The following is a 19,418-nucleotide window of genomic DNA, read 5'->3' as shown; positions in this document are numbered from 1 at the left end:
GCGGTGGCTCGAGGCCCGCGCCGGCTTGGTTGCCCGGGGAGCCATTTTGGGTGGAAAGTGTGCTCAGACTATCGATGGAGGGCGCGATGGACATCGTGCCGCTGGGCCCGGGCTTTGCCGCGGAATTGCGCGGAGTGACCATCCACGAGGTTGCCGCGGCCGACGCCGCCTACGCGGCGGTGCGCGCGGCATTCGAGGAGCATTCGGTTCTGGTCTTTCGTGACCAGGACGTCACCGACGAGGCACAACTCGCCTTCACGCGCCGGTTCGGCCCGCTCGAGGTCACCAAGGCGGGGTCGGTGGGCGCCGGCAGCAATCTCGTCGTCCTCCAGACCCTCGACGAGGGGGGCAACGTGGTGCCGGAAGATCACCGGCTCGCCCTGGAAAACAAGGCGAACCAGCTCTGGCACACCGACAGTTCGTTCAAGCGGGTGCCGGCGCTCGCTTCGGTGCTGTCGTCGCGCATCGTTCCGGCGCGGGGAGGCGAGACCGAGTACGTCTCCACCCGGCTTGCGTTCGAGCGCCTCGATCCGGCGCTGCAACGGCGGTTGGAGAATTCCTTCGCCTGGCACGAATACGCCTTTTCGCGCGCGAAGATCGCGCCCGACCTTGTCGGCCCGGCTGAGCGGGCGGCGCTGCCGCCACAATGTTGGCGCCTGGTGTGGAAGAACCCGGTCAATGGCCGCAAGGCGCTCTACATGGCCTCGCACACCTTCGCGATCGAGGGCATGGATCGGACCGCGGCGCAAGAGCTGCTTGCCGAGCTGACTCAGGCGGCGACCGCCCGAGGAGCGAGCTACCTGCACGCGTGGCGCAGGGGCGACGTGGTGATGTGGGACAACCGCGCGATCATGCACCGCGGCCGGCCGTGGCCGGCGCGAGAGCCGCGCCACATGGTGCGGAGCACCGTCGCCGCCACGGTCGCGGACGGGCTCGACGCGATGCATTCGCCGCTGCGCCGGTGACATGCACTCCGACTGATGGTGGCGGGTGCGTCGCCGTGGTGTCACACTGGAACGCCATCTGAGCAACCGGGCGAAAGGTCCACCGACGTGAGCAAAAAAGCCCCATCAGCAGCGGACGCCGCGCGGAACAACCTCGAAGCGGAGCTGGACCGGCTACGGCAACGGCGTGAGCGGCTAGAGGCCGAGGTCAAGAACGACCGCGGCATGGTGGGCGACCACGGTGACGCGGCCGAGGCGATCCAGCGCGCCGAGGAACTGGTGGTGCTCACCGACCGGATCAACGAGTTGGACCGGCGCCTGCGGACCGGGCCGTCGGACGCCGACGCGGCGGAGACGCTGCCCGGCGGCACCGAGGTGACGCTGCGGTTCGCCGACGGCGAAGTCGTCACGATGCACGTGATCTCCATCGTCGAGGAGACCCCCGTCGGCCGGGAGGCCGAGACGTTGACCGCGCGCAGCCCCCTGGCCCAGGCCCTGGCCGGGCGCAAACCCGGCGACACGGTGACCTACTCGACGCCGCAGGGCGAGAACCAGGTCGAGCTGATCTCGGTCAAGCTGCCCCGCTAGCGCTTGCCAGGGAGCGCCCGCCGGCCCCGTTAGACTCCCCTCGATGGTTGCCCCCCTGCCCGATTCCGCGTCTGAAGACGTGCGCCCGCACCTGAGCCTGACGACGCAGGTCACCCGGTTCGTCGTCACCGGCGGGCTGGCGGGGATTGTGGACTTCGGGCTCTACCTGCTGCTGTGGAAGGTGGTGGGCGTCCAGGTTGACCTGTCCAAGGCCACCAGCTTCATCGTCGGCACCATCACGGCCTACCTGATCAACCGCCGTTGGACCTTCCAGGCGTCTCCCAGCACCGCCCGGTTCGTCGCGGTCATGGTCCTCTACGCCATCACGTTCGCCGTGCAGGTCGGGCTCAACCACGTGTGCCTGGCGCTTCTGCACTACCGCGGCTGGGCGCCACTCGTCGCGTTCGTGATCGCGCAGGGCACCGCGACGGTGATCAACTTCGTCGTGCAGCGGGCCGTAATCTTCCGCATCCGCTGAGCCGCCTTCGGCAAGCGGTACCCTCTTTGACGATGTCGAGCACCGATCCCCTGACCAAGCCCACCCAGCTGATGGGCTTCGGGCGCACCGCACCGTCGGTGGCCCAGGTGCTCGCTACCCGCGATCCCGAGGTGATCGCCAAGGCGGTGGCCCGGGTGGCCGACTCGGGCGATCCCAAAAGCCGGGGCGTGATCGCCCGCGGGCTGGGCCGGTCCTACGGCGACAACGCCCAAAACGGCGGCGGCCTGGTGATCGACATGACCGGGCTCAACCGCATCCACTCGATCAGCGCCGACACCCGGCTGGTCGACGTCGACGCCGGCGTCAGCCTGGACCAGTTGATGAAGGCGGCGCTGCCGTTCGGGCTGTGGGTTCCGGTGCTGCCGGGAACGCGCCAGGTCACCGTCGGCGGCGCGATCGCCTGCGACATCCACGGCAAGAACCACCACAGCGCCGGCAGCTTCGGTAACCACGTCCGGTCGATGGACCTGCTCATGGCCGACGGCACTGTCCGCAGCATCACCCCCGACGGGGACGACGCCGAGCTGTTCTGGGCCACCGTCGGCGGCAACGGCCTGACCGGGATCGTGCTGCGCGCCACCATCGCCATGACGCCGACGGAGACGGCGTACTTCATCGCCGACGGTGTCGCCACCCACGACCTCGATGAAACGGTCGCCGTTCACCTCGACGGCAGCGAGGCCAACTACACGTACTCCAGCGCGTGGTTCGACCTGATCAGCCCGCCGCCGAAGCTGGGCCGGGCCTCGGTCAGCCGGGGCAGCCTGGCGAAGCTCGATCAGCTGCCGAAGAAGCTGGCCAAGAACCCGTTGAAATTCGATGCGCCGCAGCTGTTGACGGTGCCGGACCTGTTCCCGGTGAGCGCGATGAACAAGCTGTCGTTCATGGCGATCGGCGAGGTGTACTACCGGCTGGGCGGAACCTACAGCGGCAAGATCCAGAACCTGTCGCAGTTCTATCACATGCTCGACCTGGTCAGTGGCTGGAATAATGCTTACGGCCCAAGGGGTTTCGCGCAACACCAGTTCCTGGTTCCGCCGGATGCGATGAACGAGTTCAAGGCCATCATCCGCTGGATCCAGACCACCGGTCACTACTCGGCGCTGAACGTGTTCAAGCTCTTCGGGCCGGGCAACCGCGCGCCGCTGAGTTTCCCGATGGCCGGCTGGAACGTCGCCATGGACTTCCCCAACAAGCCGGGGATCAACGAGTTCCTCAACGAACTCGACAGGCGCGTGCACGAATTCGGCGGAAGGGTCTACACCGCCAAGGATTCCCGCGTGAGCGCCGAAACCTTCCACGCCATGTACCCGCGCATCGACGAATGGATCGCCGTGCGACGCAAGGTAGATCCGACAGGGGTGTTTGCCTCCGACATGGCCCGACGTTTGGAGCTGCTCTAAATGGTGCTCGATGCCGTAGGTAATCCGCAGGCCATCCTGCTGCTCGGCGGTACCTCCGAGATCGGCCTGGCCATCTGCGAACGCTACCTGCAGAACGCGCATGCGCGGATCGTGTTGGCCGCCATGCCCGGCGACCCCGGCCGCGACGCCGCGGTGGCGCAGATGCAGGCCGCCGGCGCGCGCTCGGTCGAGCTGATCGACTTCGAAGCCACCGATCCCGACACCCACCCGAAGATGATCGAGGCGGCCTTTAACGCCGGCGGAGATATAGACGTGGCCATTGTCGCGTTCGGCATCCTGGGGGATGCCGAGGAGCTGTGGCAGAACCAGCACAAGGCGGTGCAGGCTGCCGAAATCAACTACACCGCAGCGGTTTCGGTGGGAGTGCTGCTGGGCGAGAAAATGCGTGCCCAGGGGTTCGGCCAGATCATCGCGATGAGCTCGGCGGCCGGCGAGCGGGTGCGACGGTCCAACTTCGTCTACGGCTCCACCAAGGCCGGGCTGGACGGCTTCTACCTGGGACTCGGAGAAGCGTTGCGCGAGTACGGGGTTCGCGTCCTGGTGATACGGCCCGGCCAGGTACGTACCCGGATGAGCGCGCACGTCAAGGAAGCCCCGCTGACCGTCGACAAGGAATACGTCGCCAACCTCGCGGTTACTGCGGCCGCCAAAGGTAAGGAATTGGTTTGGGCACCAGCAGCATTCCGTTACGTGATGATGGTGTTGCGACACGTCCCACGTCCCATCTTCCGCAAGCTTCCCATCTGACCATGCGGAACGCGCTGGCCACCCTCGGCCAGATGGCTTTGGCGGTGCTGGTCGCGGTTGTCGTCGCGGTGGTCTCGCTGGTCGCCATCTCCCGGGTGCAGTGGCCGGCGTTCCCGTCCTCCAATCAACTGCACGCCCTGACCACCGTCGGGCAGGTCGGCTGCCTGGCCTGCCTGGTCGCCGTCGGCTGGGTGTGGCGCCGCTGCGCGCGCCCCCGCGGCCGGCTGCTGACCCAACTGGCCGGGCTGGTCTTCGTGTCCGCGTTCACCGTCGTGACGCTGGGCATGCCGCTGGGGGCGACCAAGCTGTACCTGTTCGGCATCTCCGTCGACCAGCAGTTCCGCACCGAATACCTGACCCGCCTGGCGGACAGCCCCGCCCTGCGCGACATGACCTATCTCGGGCTGCCGCCGTACTACCCGCCGGGCTGGTTCTGGATCGGCGGGCGCGCCGCGGCGCTCGGCGGGTCGCCGGCCTGGGAGATCTTCAAGCCGTGGGCCATCACCTCGATCACCATCGCCGTCGCGGTCGCGCTGGTGCTGTGGTGGCGGATGGTCCGGTTCGAATACGCCCTGATCGTCACCACCGCGACGGCCGCGGTGACGCTGGCCTACGGCTCTCCCGAGCCCTACTCGGCGATGATCACCGTGTTGTTGCCGCCGATGCTGGTGCTGACCTGGTCGGGTCTGCGCGCCGGTGACCGGCCGGACGCGTCCGGCCGTGCGGGCTGGGGCGCGGTGATCGCCGCCGGGCTGTTCCTGGGCTGGACGGCCACCTGGTACACGCTGCTGTCCGGGTTCAGCGCGTTCACCGTCGGGCTGATGGCCCTCTGGCTGGCCGGCGTGCGCTGGCACGGGAACCGCACGACCGGAGGCGTGAAAGCCGCCCTCGATCCGCTGCGCCGGTTGGGCGTCATCGCCGGCATCGCCGTGGCGATCGCCTGCACGACGTGGTTGCCGTTCGTGGTGCGGGCGGTGCACAGCCCGATCAGCAACTCCGGCAGCGCCATGCACTACCTGCCGGGCGACGGCGCCGAGCTGACCTTCCCCATGCTGCAGTTCACGCTGCTGGGTGTTGTCTGCCTGATCGGCACCCTGTGGCTGGTGCTCCGGGCCCGCTCGTCGGTGCGGGCGGGCGCACTGGCCATCGGCGTGCTGGCGATCTATCTGTGGTCGCTGTTGTCCATGCTCACCACGCTGGCGCGCACCACCCTGTTGTCGTTCCGGCTGCAGCCGACCCTGAGCGTGCTGCTGGTCGCCGCCGGGGCGTTCGGCTTCCTCGAACTCGCCCAGGCGCTCGCCGGCGCGGGCCGCGACCGCAGCTGGGGCCGCGCCATCGCCCCGGTGGCCGGCGCCATCGGCCTGGCCGCCGCCATCGCCTTCAGCCAGGACATCCCCGACGTGCTGCGACCCGACCTCACCATCGCCTACACCGACACCGACGGTCACGGGCAGCGCGGCGACCGCCGGCCGCCCAGCGCCGAAAAGTTCTACGCCACCATCGATCACGCCATCACGCAGGTGACCGGCAAGCCGCGCGACCAGACCGTCGTGATGACCGCCGACTACAGCTTCCTGTCCTTCTACCCCTACTGGGGATTCCAGGGCCTCACCTCGCACTACGCCAACCCACTCGCACAATTCGACCTGCGTGCCGCGCAGATCAACAAGTGGTCCAACCTCAAGACCGCCGACGAGTTGGTCCACGCCCTGGACACCTGTCCCTGGCCCCCGCCGACCGTCTTCCTGATGCGCCGCGGCGGAGGAGGCAACTACACCCTGCGGCTCGCCGAGGACGTCTACCCCAACCAGCCCAACGTGCGGCGGTATACCGTCGATCTGCGCGGGGCGCTGTTCGACAACCCGCGTTTCGTCGTCCAAAGCGTCGGCCCATTTGTGCTGGCCATCCGCAAGCCCGGGACGTAACCGCTGATGAGCACCGACACCACGGCCAAAACGGCCGAAGAACTAGCATCTAGCTCCGTGAACGACACGGAAGCGAATCACCGGATCGCCCGGCTGGTTGCTTCCGTCGCCGGGCTGCTCGGAGTGCTGCTGGCGATCGCCACCCCGCTGCTTCCGGTCGACCAGACCACCGCCCAACTCAACTGGCCGCAGAACGGCACCTTCGGCAGCGTCGACGCGCCGCTGATCGGCTACGTCGCCACCGATTTGACCGTCACCGTCCCGTGCGAGGCCGCCGCCGGCCTGGCCGGGCCGGGCAATACAGCCAAGACGGTGTTGCTGTCGACGGTGCCCAAGCAGGCGCCGAAGTCCGTCGACCGGGGGCTGCTGATCGTGCGCGCCAACAACGACCTGGTGCTGGTGGTGCGCAACGTCCCGGTGGTGACCGCCCCGCTGAGCCAGGTGCTCAGCCCGGCCTGCCAGCGGCTGACCTTCACCGCGCACGCCGACCGGGTCACCGCCGAGTTCGTCGGCCTGACCCAGGGACCCAACGCCGAGCATCCCGGCTCGCCGCTGCGCGGCGAGAAAAGCGGCTACGACTTCCGGCCCCAGATCGTCGGCGTCTTCACCGATCTGAGCGGCCCGGCGCCGTCCGGCCTGAAGTTCTCGGCGACCATCGACACCCGCTACAGCAGCAGCCCCACCCCGCTGAAGATGGCCGCGATGGTCCTCGGGCTGGTGCTGACGGCCGCCGCGCTGATCGCGCTGCACATCCTCGACACCGCCGACGGGACCCGGCACCGCCGCTTCCTGCCCGCCCGCTGGTGGTCGATCGGCGGTCTGGACGCCCTGGTCATCGGCGTGCTGGTGTGGTGGCATTTCGTCGGCGCCAACACCTCCGACGACGGCTACATCCTGACCATGGCCCGCGTGTCCGAGCACGCCGGCTACATGGCCAACTACTACCGCTGGTTGGGCACGCCCGAGGCGCCGTTCGGCTGGTACTACGACCTGCTGGCGCTGTGGGCGCACGTGAGCACGACCAGCGTCTGGATGCGGTTGCCCACCCTGGCGATGGCGCTGACGTGCTGGTGGGTGATCAGCCGCGAGGTCATGCCGCGGCTGGGCCACGCCGTCAAACAGAACCGCGCCGCGGCCTGGACCGCGGCGGGCATGTTCCTGGCCGTCTGGCTGCCGCTGGACAACGGCCTGCGTCCCGAACCGATCATCGCGTTGGGCATCCTGCTGACCTGGTGCTCGGTGGAACGCGCGGTGGCCACCAGCCGACTGCTGCCGGTGGCGATCGCCTGCATCATCGGCGCGCTGACCCTGTTCTCCGGGCCGACGGGCATCGCTTCGATCGGCGCGCTGCTGGTCGCGATCGGGCCGCTGCGGACCATCCTGCACCGCCGCTCGAAACGGTTCGGCGCGCTGCCGCTGGTCGCGCCCCTGCTGGCCGCGGTCACCGTCACCGTCATCCTGATCTTCCGCGACCAGACACTGACCGGTGAGATCCAGGCCACCATGCTCAAACGCGCCGTGGGGCCCAGCCTCAGCTGGTTCGACGAACATACCCGCTACGAGCGGTTGTTCATGGCCAGCCCCGACGGGTCGGTCGCCCGCCGCTTCGCCGTGCTGGCGCTGATCCTCGCGCTCGGGATCACGGTCGCAATGTCGTTGCGCAAGGGGCGGATTCCGGGCACGGCCACCGGGCCGAGCCGGCGCATCGTCGGGATCACCATCATCTCCTTCGTGGCGATGATGTTCACGCCCACCAAGTGGACCCACCACTTCGGGGTGTTCGCCGGGCTGGCCGGGCCGCTGGGCGCGCTGGCCGCGGTCGCGGTCACCTCCGTGGCGATGCGATCCCGGCGCAACCGCACCGTGTACGCCGCCGTGGTGCTGTTCCTGGTGGCGTTGTCGTTCGCCAGCGTCAACGGCTGGTGGTACGTCTCGAATTTCGGTGTGCCGTGGTCGAATGAGTTCCCGGCCTGGCACTACGCCTTCGCCACCGCGCTGCTCGGGTTGACCGTAGTGGTGCTGCTGCTGGCGGCCTGGTTCCACTTCGTCGCGCCGGACAACGGGCCACCCAAGACCCACCTGGGCGCACGAGCCGCTGGAATTATTCAGTCCCCCTTGGCAATTGCGACCTGGGTGCTGGTGGTGTTCGAGGTGGCTTCGCTGACCCTGGCGATGACCGATCAGTATCCGGCGTGGTCGGTCGGTCGCTCGAACCTGCAGGCCCTGACCGGAAAGTCGTGCGGACTGGCCGAGGACGTGCTGGTGGAGCAGGACCCCGACGCGGGGATGCTGACGCCGGTAAACGCGTCGGTGGCCGACGCGCTGGGCGCAGGTCTGTCGGAAGCCTTCACGGCCAACGGAATTCCCGCCGACGTGCGCGCCGACCCGGTGATGGAACGCCCGGGTGACCGCAGCTTCGTCAACGACGAGGAGAAGACGGGCAGCAACCAGGCCGGCACCGAGGGCGGCACCACCCCCGCGCCGGGGATCAACGGTTCTTCGGCCCAGCTGCCCTTCAACCTCGACCCCGCGCGCACCCCGGTGCTGGGCAGCTGGCGCTCGGGCATTCAGGTGCCCGCGCACCTGCGGTCCAGCTGGTACCGACTGCCCGCCCGCGACAAGGCGGGGCCGCTGCTGGTGGTGAGCGCCGCCGGGCGCTTCGACCCCCGCGAGGTCCAGGTGCAGTGGGCCACCGACGACCAGGCGGCCGGCGGGCATCCCGGCGGCTCGTTCCAATTCTCGGACGTGGGCGCGTCGCCGGCATGGCGCAACCTGCGCCTGCCGATGTCGGCAATTCCGAGCTCCGCCACCCAGATTCGGCTGGTCGCCGACGACGAAGACCTGGCCCCGCAGCACTGGATCGCGCTGACCCCGCCGCGAACTCCGCAGCTGCGCACGCTGCAGGACGTGGTGGGCTCCGCCGACCCGGTGTTCCTGGACTGGCTCGTCGGCCTGGCCTTCCCCTGCCAGCGACCGTTCGGCCATCAGAACGGCGTCGACGAGACCCCGAGATGGCGCATCCTGCCCGACCGCTTCGGCGCGGAGGCCAACTCCCCGGTGATGGACAACAACGGCGGCGGCCCGCTGGGCGTCACCGAGCTGTTGGTCAAGGCGACCACCATGGCCACCTATCTCAAGGACGACTGGTCTCGCGATTGGGGCTCGCTGCAACGGCTGACGCCCTACTACCCCGACGCCGAACCCGCGCACCTGCTGCTGGGGACGGCCACCCGCAGCGGCCTGTGGGGCCCAGCCCCGCTGAGACACTAAGGCGCACAACGAGTTCTGCCCCGCTTCCGGCCGAAGCACGGAAGCGGGGCAGACTACTGCGCGAGATCGACGTCAGATCATGGCAGGGCGGCGTTGAACGGGTGCGTCAGGGTCCAGCCCGGGTTCAGGAAGTTGGCGGCGTAGTGGCGCACCGGGTGCAGGTGGCCGCTGTGCGGGACGTAGGGGCTTGCGGAGGCGACGGCCGGCATCAGCGACCCGGCGATCGACAAACCGATGGCGCCCAATCCGACACCCGCGGCGACGCGGAGCTTGGAGACCTTCTTGGCCTTGACGTCGGTCTGGGTGTCTGCGCCGGCGATGTTGTCCTTCATGGTGGTGATTCCTATCTGCCGTACTTTGCGTATTTGCGTACTTTTTTCCTGGGACCGATCTTGCTGACCGGCAACACCAGGTTGCGACAGGCGGCTTGCCAGATGGTTCAGAGATTCTTGCGGAATTCTTGCGTCCCCGGTTGACCTGCGGCGCAACCCTTGAGGCTCGATATCGATGGGTCTAGATTTCGGTTCGTGGCCGCTGCAGCCGGGCCGCGGCCGAACCTGTTGAGCCGATGGTGACCCGCGATGACGTCCGACCTGATGACCATGGCCCGCGCCGAGCGCGCCGACCTCGCGGAATTCCTCGCCACGCTGACGCCGCAGGACTGGGAGGCGCCGACGCTGTGCACCCGCTGGAACGTCAAAGACGTTGTCGCGCATGTGATCAGCTACGACGAACTGGGCGCGCTGGGGCTGCTGAGACGCTTCGCCAAAGGTTGGATCGTGCGGGCCAACCAGGTGGGCGTCGACGAATTCGCCGCCCTCACGCCGCAACAGCTGCTGGAATTCCTGCGCGGTCATCTTCAACCACGCGGTCTGCCAGCGGGTTTCGGCGGAATGATCGCACTCGTCGACGGCACCGTCCACCACCAGGACATCCGCCGCTCGCTGGGCCGGCCGCGCGTAGTGCCGCCCGATCGACTCGAGCGGATCCTTCCGCTGGTGCCCGGCAACCCCCGGCTCGGCGCGGGACGCCGGATCAGGGGCCTGGGACTGCGCGCCACCGACGTCTCGTGGACACACGGCGACGGGCCCGAGGTGACGGGTCCCGGCGAGGCGCTCCTGCTGGCCATGACGGGCCGGCCGGCCGCCCTGGCCGACCTCGAAGGCGCCGGGCTTGCCACGCTGGCCGCCCGGGTCCGCGGGTAGCGTTCAGGCGGGGCGGATTTCGAAGACGAACTCCGAGTTGCCGATGCGGATGTGATCGCCGTCTTCCAGGGTGGTGCTGCGCCGCACGCGCCGGCCCCGCACCTGCACACCATTGGTGGATTTCATGTCGGTGATCAGGAAATCCGTTCCGGTGTCGATGATCACGGCATGGTGACGGCTGACCTCGGTGTCGTCCAGGACGATCTCGTTGTCGTCGAGCCGTCCGATCCGGGTGGTCACACCGTTGAGCTGGTAGTGCCGGCCTGCCTTGTCACGTAACCGGGCGACGACGGGATTGTCGACCAGCGCCGCCGTCGACTCCGAGCGCACGGTGCTCTGCTTGTGGGTGGTCATCACCGCCCGCTTGCCGACCCGCTTGGGTTGCTCGGGACCCAGCGGCTCCTGGCGCAGGATGCGCTGTTGCAGGGCGTTCACCGTCGGGCCCGGATCGATGCCCAGCCCGTCGGCCAGCGCCGTCTTCAGGCGCCGATACGCGCCGAGCGCATCCGACTGCCGCTCGGTGACGTAGTAGGCGGTGATCAGCTGCGCCCACAGCGGTTCACGGAAGGGATGCCGTGCGACGAGCGCTTCCAGCTCGCCGATGACGCCGTCGGCGCGCCCGCAGGCGATCTCGGCTTCGGCGCGGGCGGTGTAGCTGGCCACCCGCTCCTCGAGCAGCATGCTGGCGAACGCGTCGACGAAGGCGAAACTGTGCAGGTCGTCGAGCACCGGTCCGCGCCATTCGCCCAGCGCGGCCGACAGGTGGCTGCTGGCTTCCTCGAAGCGGCCCAGGCTGGCGGCCTGGACCCCCGCGGTCTTGTGGGCGCGGAAGCGTCCCAGGTCGCAATCGGCGTCGGCGACGCTGAGCTGATAGCCGGGCGGGGCGCTGGCCAGCACCCCGTTCGGGTTGGCCACCGCGCCGCGCAGCAGCCGACGCAGCGTGGAGATGTAGGACTGGATGCTGGTGCGCGCCGCCGGCACGGGAGCCTCGCCCCACACGGCATCGATCAGGGCGTCGACGGACACCGGTCGGTTGCGGTGGATCAGGAGCATGGCCAGCACCGCCCGCTGTTTCGGGGCGCCCAGCGACAACTGGGTGCCGTTGGCCGTCATCGACAACGGTCCCAGGACGCCAAATCCCAGACCTGCATTCGTCACGCGCTGTAAGCCTCCCGGGGGTTCGGCGGCCGCACTCGAGGCCTCAGCCCCCCATTTTGAACGCATAGACGCAACGAATGCTGAATCGGCAGGCGGGTTTTCCTGTGATTCGCGCCCGCCATCACAGCGTGAGCGGCACGCCCTGGGCCACGATCTCGCTGGTCGGCCCTACGCCGAACGTTTGCTCGCCCACCCGACGGCGACCGTGGGCGCCGATCCGGAGCCGGTAACGGACCCGGTCTCGGCCGGTGCGGTCGCGGCCGGCGGCGGACCCGGGGCGCTCAACAGCGAGGGTCCGACTCGGCCCCGGGGCGCTGCGCGGCCCCGCGTCCTCATCGGACAAAGCCGCGTCGCTTACGATCGAGCCTCGTGCCCCACGACGGTAATGAGCGATCGCAGCGGATCCCCCGGTCGGTGGCCGCCATCGCGGGCATCGTGGGCCTGCTGCTGTGCCTGTCCGTCCCACTGCTTCCGGTCAAACAGACCACCGCGACGGTGCTCTGGCCGCAGGGCAACACCGATGGGCACGTCAGCCAGATCACCGCGCCCCTGGTGTCGGGGGCACCCCGCGCGCTGGACATCTCCATTCCCTGCCCGGACATCGCGACCCTGCCCGCGGGCGGCGGCCTGGTGGTCTCGACCCTGCCGCCCGGCGGCATGGACGCCGGAAAGAACGGGCTGTTCGTGCGCGCCAACACCGACGTGGTCGTGGTCGCGTTCCGGGACACCGTGGCCGCGGTCGCACAACGTTCGGCCGTCGCCGCCGGGGGCTGCAGCGTGCTGCACGTCTGGGCCGACGCCGGCGCCACCGGTGCCGACTTCGTCGGCATCCCCGGCGCCACCGGGGTGCTGTCACCCGAAAAGAAGCCCCAGGTCGGCGGCGTCTTCACCGACATGAAGGTGCCCGCGGGACCTGGGCTGTCGGCCCGCATCGACATCGACACCCGCTTCATCACCGCGCCCACCGTCATCAAGGAAATCGTGATGGTCCTGGGCGCCCTGGCCGTGCTGACGGCCATCATCGCGCTCGCGGTGCTGGACCGCCGCAGCCGGGGCGGCAGCACGCTACTCAACTGGCGCTCCCCGATCGCCTGGCTCTCCCGGTACCGTCCCGGCACGCACCTGGCCAACTGGCGACGGGTCGGGATCGCGACCTGGATCGCCGACGCCGGCGTGATCGCGACCCTGCTGCTGTGGCACATCATCGGCGCCACCTCGTCGGACGACGGCTACAACCTGACCATCGCGCGCGTCGCCCCCGGCGCCGGCTACATCGACAACTACTACCGCTACTTCGGCACCACGGACGCACCCTTCGACTGGTACCTCGGGCTGCTGGCCAAGATGGCCTCCGTAAGCACGGCCGGGGTCTGGATGCGGCTGCCCGCCACGGTGGCCGGAATCGGGTGCTGGCTGATCATCAGCCATTGGGTGCTGCGCCGGCTCGGACCGGGCCGCGGCGGCCTGGCGGCCAACAGGGTGGCAGTCTTCACCGCGGGCGCGGTGTTCGTGGCGGCATGGCTGCCGTTCAACAACGGACTGCGGCCCGAACCGCTGATCGCCCTCGGCGTGCTGGTCACCTGGATGCTGGTGGAACGCGCGATCGCGCTGCGGCGGCTGGCACCCGCGGCGGTGGCCATCATCGTGGCGCTGCTGACCGCCACGCTGGCGCCGCAGGGCCTGATCGCCGTCGCCGCGCTGCTGACCGGGGCGCGGGCCGTCGCCCAGACGATCCGGCGCCGCCGGGCGAGCGACGGACTGCTGGCACCGCTGGCGGTGCTGGCGGCCTCGCTGTCGCTGATCCTGGTGGTGGTGTTCCGCAGCCAGACGCTGGCCACGGTCGGCGAATCGGCCCGCATCAAGTACAAGGTCGGCCCGACCATCGCCTGGTACCAGGACTGGCTGCGCTACTACTTCCTCACGGTGGAGTCCAACCCCGACGGATCGATGGCGCGGCGATTCGCCGTCCTGGTGCTGCTGCTGTGCATGTTCGGGATGCTGGTCACCCTGCTGCGTCGGGGCCGGATTCCCGGCGTGGCCAGCGGCCCGGCGTGGCGGTTGATCGGCGCATGCGCGTTCGGCCTGCTGCTGTTGACGTTCACGCCGACCAAGTGGGCGGTCCAGTTCGGCGCGTTCGCCGGGCTGGCCGGCGCGCTGGGTGCGGTCACCGCGTTCGCGCTGGCCCGGATCGGCCTGCACAACCGCCGCAACCTGACGCTGTACGTGACGGCGTTGCTGTTCGTGCTGGCGGTCGCGACCTCCGGCGTCAACGGCTGGTTCTACGTCGGTAACTACGGGGTGCCGTGGTACGACATCCAGCCGGTGATCGCCAGCCACCCGGTGACATCGATGTTTTTGGCGCTGTCGATCGCGACCGGTCTGCTGGCCGCGTGGCAGCACTTCCGGATGGACTACGCCGGGCACACCGAGGTCAAGGACAACCGGCGCAACCGGGTGCTCGCGTCGACCCCGCTGCTGGTGGTCGCGACCATCATGGTCGTCGGCGAAGTCGCCTCGCTGACCAAGGGTGCGGTGTTCCGCTACCCGCTCTACACCACCGGCAAGGCCAACCTCGCCGCGATCAGTTCGGGGCTGTCCCCCGCCAGCTGCGCCATGGCCGACGACGTGCTCACCGAGGCGGACCCCAATGCGGGCATGCTGCAGCCGGCGCCCGGGCAGACCTTCGGCCCGGACGGCCCGCTGGGCGGCAGCAACCCGGTCGGCTTCAAACCCAACGGCGTCGGCGACGACCTGAGGTCGTACCCGGTGGTCACCAAACCGGGCGTGGTGAACTCAGACGCGTCACCGAACAAGCCCAACGCGGCCATGAGCGACTCCGCGGGCACGGCCGGCGGAAAGGGCCCCGTCGGCGTCAACGGGTCGAACATCGCGCTGCCGTTCGGCCTCGACCCGGCCCGCACCCCGGTGATGGGCAGCTACGGCGAGAACTCGCTGGCCGCCACCGCCACCTCGGCCTGGTACCAGCTGCCCCCGCGCACCGGCGACCGGCCGATCGTCGTGGTGTCGGCATCCGGCGCTATCTGGTCCTACAAAGAGGACGGCACCTTCACCTACGGGCAGTCGCTGAAACTGCAGTGGGGTGTCACCCGCCCCGACGGGACCACCCAGCCGCTCGGTGAAGTCCAGCCCATCGACATCGGGCCCGAGCCGGCGTGGCGCAATCTACGGTTCCCGCTGACCTGGGCGCCGCCCGAGGCGAACGTGGCGCGCATCGTCGCCTACGACCCGAACCTGAGCTCGGACCAGTGGTTCGCGTTCACCCCGCCGCGCGTGCCCGTGTTCCAGACCCTGCAGCAATTGATGGGATCGCAGACACCCGTGCTGATGGACATCGCGACCGCCGCGAACTTCCCGTGCCAGCGGCCGTTCTCCGAACACCTTGGCGTGGCGGAACTTCCGCGGTACCGCATCCTGCCCGATCACAAGCAGACGGCGTCGTCGTCGAACGGGTGGCAGGCCAGCGAGGCCGGCGGACCGTTCCTGTTCCTGCAGACAATGCTGCGCACCTCGACGATCTCGACGTATCTGCGTGGCGACTGGTATCGCGACTGGGGTTCCGTGGAGCAGTATTTCCGGTTGGTGCCGGCTGATCAGGCGCCGGACGCCGTAATCGAACAGGGTGTGATGACAGTGCACGGCTGGAGCCGGCAGGGACCGATTCGGGCACTGCCATGAGCGTCACGACCGTCGACAGCCGCGAAGACAAGGCGGCCCCCGGGCAGAACGTGCGGGTGACCCGGTGGGTCGCGACGATCGCCGGGCTGATCGGTTTCATCCTGTCGGTCGCGACGCCGCTGCTGCCCGTCGTGCAGACCACCGCGCAGCTGAACTGGCCGCAGAACGGCCAGTTGAACAGCGTTACCGCGCCGCTGATTTCGCTGACACCGGTCGACGTGAACGTGACCGTGCCGTGCTCGGTGGTGCGCGCCCTGCCGCCGGAGGGCGGGGTGGTGCTCAGCACGGCGCCCAAGAAGGGTAAGGACGCCGCGCTCAACGCGCTGTTCGTGGTCGTCAACAACAAGCGCGTCGACGTCACCGACCGCAACGTGGTGATCGCCAGCGCGGCCCGGGATCAGGTCGCGTCCCCGCAATGCCAGCGCATCGAGATCACCTCGACCAAGGCGGGTGCCTTCGCCACCTTCGTCGGACTGAATGATCCGGCGGGCAAACCGATCAGCGGCGGATTCCCCGACCCGAACCTGCGGCCGCAGATCGTGGGGGTATTCACCGACCTCAGCGGACCGGCCCCGCCGGGTTTGAAGCTGTCGGCGACCATCGACACCCGGTTCTCCACCACCCCAACGACTTTGAAGCTGGCCGCGATGGTGTTGGCCATTGTGTCCACCATCGTCGCGCTGATCGCCTTGTGGCGGCTCGATCAGCTGGACGGTCATCGGATGCGCCGGCTCATTCCGGCGAACTGGCGCACGTTCACCCTGGCCGACGTCACGGTGATCTCCGGCTTCGTGCTGTGGCATGTGATCGGGGCGAACTCCTCGGACGACGGCTACATCCTGGGCATGGCCCGTGTCGCCGACCGCGCCGGCTACATGTCGAACTACTTCCGCTGGTTCGGCAGCCCCGAGGACCCCTTCGGCTGGTACTACAACCTGCTGGCGCTGATGACCCACGTCACCGACGCCAGCCTGTGGATGCGGTTGCCGGACCTGATCGCCGGGATCGTGTGCTGGCTGCTGCTCTCGCGTGAGGTGCTGCCCCGGCTGGGACCCGCGGTGGCCGCCAGCAAGGCGGCGAATTGGGCGGCGGGCATGGTGCTGTTGACGGCCTGGATGCCGTTCGACAACGGCCTGCGCCCCGAGCCGATCATCGCCGTCGGGTCGCTGATCACCTACGTGCTGATCGAGCGCGCCATGCGCTACAGCCGGCTGACGCCCGCGGCGCTGGCCGTCATCACCGCGGCGTTCACCCTCGGCGTTCAGCCCACCGGGTTGATCGCGGTGGCCGCGCTGGTCGCCGGTGGCCGTCCGATCCTGCGGATTCTGGTGAAACGCCATCGCCTGGTCGGCACCTGGCCACTGGTGGCGCCGATGCTGGCCGCCGGCACGGTCATCCTGACCGTCGTGTTCGCCGATCAGACGCTGTCAACGGTGTTGGAAGCCACCAGGATTCGCACCTCGATCGGCCCCAGCCAGGCCTGGTACACCGAGAACCTGCGCTACTACTACCTGATCCTGCCCACCGTCGACGGTTCGCTGTCGCGCCGCTTCGGCTTCCTGGTCGCCGCGCTGTGTCTCTTCACCGCGGTCTTTATCATGTTGCGGCGCAAGCGCATTCCCGGCGTGGCGCGCGGGCCGGCCTGGCGACTGATGGGTGTCATCTTCGGCACCATGTTCTTCCTGATGTTCACGCCCACCAAGTGGGTGCACCACTTCGGGCTGTTCGCCGCGGTGGGAGCGGCGATGGCCGCGCTGACGACGGTGCTGGTGTCGCACGAGAGCTTGCGCTGGTCGCGTAACCGCATGGCCTTCCTGGCGGCGCTGCTGTTCGTGCTGGCGCTGTGTTTCGCCACCACGAACGGGTGGTGGTACGTGTCGAGCTTCGGTGTCCCGTTCAACAACGTGATGCCGAGGATCCACGGAATCAGCATCAGCACTGTCTTTTTCGCGCTGTTCGTGATCGTCGCGCTGTACGCGGCGTACCTGCACTTCGCGCCTAGGGACCGCGGCGAAGGGCGGCTGGCGCGCGCGCTCACCGCCGCGCCCATCCCCCTCGCGGCCGGCTTCATGGCGCTGGTGTTCATCGCCTCGATGGTGGCCGGCATCGTTCGTCAGTACCCCACCTATTCCAACGCCTGGGACAACCTGCGGGAGTTCAGCGGCGGCTGCGGGCTGGCCGACGACGTGCTCGTCGAGCCCGACAGCAATGCCGGCTTCATGGCGCCGTTGCCGGACAACTACGGCCCGCTGGGGCCGTTGGGTGGGGTCAGCCCAACGGGATTCACTCCCAACGGGGTTCCGGACCGCACCCTGGCCGAGTCGGTCAAGGAGACGGAGGTGCCGCAGCCCGGCACCGACTACGACTGGGATGCGCCGCTCAAGCTGAAGGCCCCGGGCATCAACGGGTCGACGGTGCCGCTGCCCTACGGCCTCGATCCCGCGCGGGTTCCGCTGGCGGGCAGCTACACCACCGGCGCGCAGCAGCAGAGCCGGCTCACCTCGGCGTGGTACCAGCTGCCGAAACTCGACGACGGACACCCGCTGGTCGTGGTGACCGCCGCGGGCACTATCGCCGGCAACAGCATCCTGCACGGCCATACCAGCGGGCAGACGGTGGAGCTGGAATTCGGCAGGCCCGGTCCCGGCGGCGCGGTGCAGCCGGCCGGTCGCCTGGTGCCCTACGACCTCTACGGCGAGCAGCCGAAGGTGTGGCGGAACCTGCGCTTCGCGCGCTCCCAGATGCCCGCCGACGCGGTCGCGGTGCGGGTGGTCGCCGAGGACCTGTCCCTGACGCCGGATGACTGGATCGCGCTGACCCCGCCGCGGGTGCCGGAGCTGCGTTCGTTGCAGGAGTACATCGGTTCGAAGCGCCCGGTGCTGATGGACTGGGCGGTCGGGCTGGCGTTCCCGTGCCAGCATCCGATGCTGCATTCCAACGGCGTCACCGAGATCCCGGAGTTCCGCATCACCCCGGACTACAACGCCAAGAAGCAGGACACCGACACCTGGCAGGACGGCGTCAACGGCGGCCTGCTGGGCATCACCGACCTGCTGCTGCGAGCCCACGTCATGTCGACGTACCTGTCCCATGACTGGGGCCGCGACTGGGGATCGCTGCGCAAGTTCGACACCATCGCCGACGCGCGCCCGGCGCAGCTCGACCTGGGCACCGCCACCCGCACCGGATGGTGGTCGCCCGGACCGATCCGCATCAAGCCGTAGCGAGCGACGAAAAGTCTTGAAATGGCATTGCGCCGTCATTATTCACCGGTGTAATAGTGCGCTGAATTAACGGCAGAGTAATTACTGGTCAAAGGTTTAATCGCGCCATTTCCCGGTCAATATCTATTCCGCTGTGATCCATTTCACACGACGGAAAAGGATGGCCGATGCGCACGCTGACACGCCTGGGAAACTGCACGGCCGCGGTCGCGCTGCTGATCGCGCCGGCCGCGAGTTCGGCCATCGGGACGGCGGCCGCCGAGGGTGGCGGCACGACGGTCGTTTTCGACAACTATCTGCGGCGTTGCGATTTCAGTAAGGTCAGCACCGCCCCCAAGGTGCCCAGTCCGATGCTCGGCAGCGGATCGGCCATCGTCCGGGCCGGCGGTTCCCGGGCCGTCGCCGAGGTACATCTGGTCGACGGGCCCGAGCCGGGCATGCACTACGACGTCGGCCTTATCGAAGAACCGCGACCATCCTCGTCGACCTGCGGGCCCGGAGACCCGGGAACCGCCTTTACCGGCATGGATCTCGACGGCGCTGGAAACGGAACGGCGACCGTTGCCGACACCATTCGGCCAGGCACCACCGGCGTGTGGGTGATTATCGAGCGGGCGAACGCGGAGTCGCAAAACCCGGCGGAGTTCTATACGTCCGAGTTCGTGGTGCCGGTGGGGTCGTAGCCGCCCGGTGCACCGCCCGAGACAGCCACCCCAGAAGAAAAGGGGACTTCGGTCC

Annotated in this window: 13 protein-coding genes; 11 read left to right on the top strand and 2 right to left on the bottom strand. The window is 68.8% G+C overall.

From position 1 onward, the window contains the following. Positions 1-86: 86 nt before the first annotated feature. The 7 genes from A5708_RS04490 to A5708_RS04460 all read left to right on the top strand — a co-directional run bounded on the left by A5708_RS04490 (position 87) and on the right by A5708_RS04460 (position 9,397). Positions 87-965, top strand: a complete 879-nt coding sequence (locus A5708_RS04490) for a TauD/TfdA dioxygenase family protein (RefSeq protein WP_065027472.1) — start codon at positions 87-89, stop codon at positions 963-965. Positions 966-1,052: 87 nt separating this feature from the next. Beyond that, positions 1,053-1,532: a GreA/GreB family elongation factor gene (locus A5708_RS04485; RefSeq protein ID WP_065027471.1), complete on the top strand. Its 480-nt coding sequence runs from the start codon at positions 1,053-1,055 to the stop codon at positions 1,530-1,532. A gap of 43 nt (positions 1,533-1,575) precedes the next feature. Further along, positions 1,576-2,010: a GtrA family protein gene (locus A5708_RS04480; RefSeq protein WP_064880240.1), complete on the top strand. Its 435-nt coding sequence runs from the start codon at positions 1,576-1,578 to the stop codon at positions 2,008-2,010. A gap of 32 nt (positions 2,011-2,042) precedes the next feature. Further along, positions 2,043-3,434 (top strand): FAD-binding oxidoreductase, encoded by a 1,392-nt coding sequence (locus A5708_RS04475; protein WP_065027470.1) that lies wholly within the window; start codon positions 2,043-2,045, stop codon positions 3,432-3,434. Next, positions 3,435-4,202: a decaprenylphospho-beta-D-erythro-pentofuranosid-2-ulose 2-reductase gene (locus A5708_RS04470; protein ID WP_065027469.1), complete on the top strand. Its 768-nt coding sequence runs from the start codon at positions 3,435-3,437 to the stop codon at positions 4,200-4,202. Between the two features lie 2 nt (positions 4,203-4,204). Further along, positions 4,205-6,127 (top strand): galactan 5-O-arabinofuranosyltransferase, encoded by a 1,923-nt coding sequence (locus A5708_RS04465; protein ID WP_065027468.1) that lies wholly within the window; start codon positions 4,205-4,207, stop codon positions 6,125-6,127. A 6-nt stretch (positions 6,128-6,133) separates the two neighbouring features. Continuing rightward, positions 6,134-9,397: an arabinosyltransferase domain-containing protein gene (locus tag A5708_RS04460; protein ID WP_065027467.1), complete on the top strand. Its 3,264-nt coding sequence runs from the start codon at positions 6,134-6,136 to the stop codon at positions 9,395-9,397. Positions 9,398-9,474: 77 nt separating this feature from the next. On the opposite strand, the gene A5708_RS04455 is transcribed toward A5708_RS04460, so the two are convergent. Then, entirely contained in the window at positions 9,475-9,729 is a 255-nt protein-coding gene (locus A5708_RS04455; protein ID WP_065027466.1) for a hypothetical protein, read from the bottom strand. 249 nt (positions 9,730-9,978) lie between these two features. Here A5708_RS04455 and A5708_RS04450 point away from each other — a divergent pair, with 249 nt between their 5' ends. Further along, positions 9,979-10,602 carry a maleylpyruvate isomerase family mycothiol-dependent enzyme gene (locus A5708_RS04450; protein WP_065027465.1) on the top strand — a complete coding sequence of 208 codons (624 nt, stop codon included), beginning with the start codon at positions 9,979-9,981 and terminating at the stop codon, positions 10,600-10,602. A 3-nt stretch (positions 10,603-10,605) separates the two neighbouring features. On the opposite strand, the gene A5708_RS04445 is transcribed toward A5708_RS04450, so the two are convergent. After that, positions 10,606-11,760 carry a BTAD domain-containing putative transcriptional regulator gene (locus A5708_RS04445; RefSeq protein ID WP_065027464.1) on the bottom strand — a complete coding sequence of 385 codons (1,155 nt, stop codon included), beginning with the start codon at positions 11,758-11,760 and terminating at the stop codon, positions 10,606-10,608. 369 nt (positions 11,761-12,129) lie between these two features. Between A5708_RS04445 and A5708_RS04435 the strand changes: the two genes are divergently transcribed. The 3 genes from A5708_RS04435 (at position 12,130) to A5708_RS04425 (ending at position 19,363) form a co-directional block, all read left to right on the top strand. Beyond that, on the top strand, positions 12,130-15,456 hold the full coding sequence (locus tag A5708_RS04435) for an arabinosyltransferase domain-containing protein (protein ID WP_065027462.1): 3,327 nt from the start codon (positions 12,130-12,132) through the stop codon (positions 15,454-15,456). Next, positions 15,453-18,680 (top strand): arabinosyltransferase domain-containing protein, encoded by a 3,228-nt coding sequence (locus tag A5708_RS04430; RefSeq protein WP_065027461.1) that lies wholly within the window; start codon positions 15,453-15,455, stop codon positions 18,678-18,680. The genes A5708_RS04435 and A5708_RS04430 overlap by 4 nt, the downstream gene beginning before the upstream one ends. A 167-nt stretch (positions 18,681-18,847) precedes the next feature. Continuing rightward, positions 18,848-19,363 carry a hypothetical protein gene (locus A5708_RS04425; protein ID WP_065027460.1) on the top strand — a complete coding sequence of 172 codons (516 nt, stop codon included), beginning with the start codon at positions 18,848-18,850 and terminating at the stop codon, positions 19,361-19,363. The last annotated feature ends 55 nt before the right edge of the window (positions 19,364-19,418 follow it).

It is taken from the genome of Mycobacterium colombiense (assembly GCF_001672755.1).
GTDB classification, from domain to species: Bacteria; Actinomycetota; Actinomycetes; order Mycobacteriales; family Mycobacteriaceae; genus Mycobacterium; species Mycobacterium colombiense_C.
This window is presented reverse-complemented; position numbering and strand designations above follow the sequence as displayed.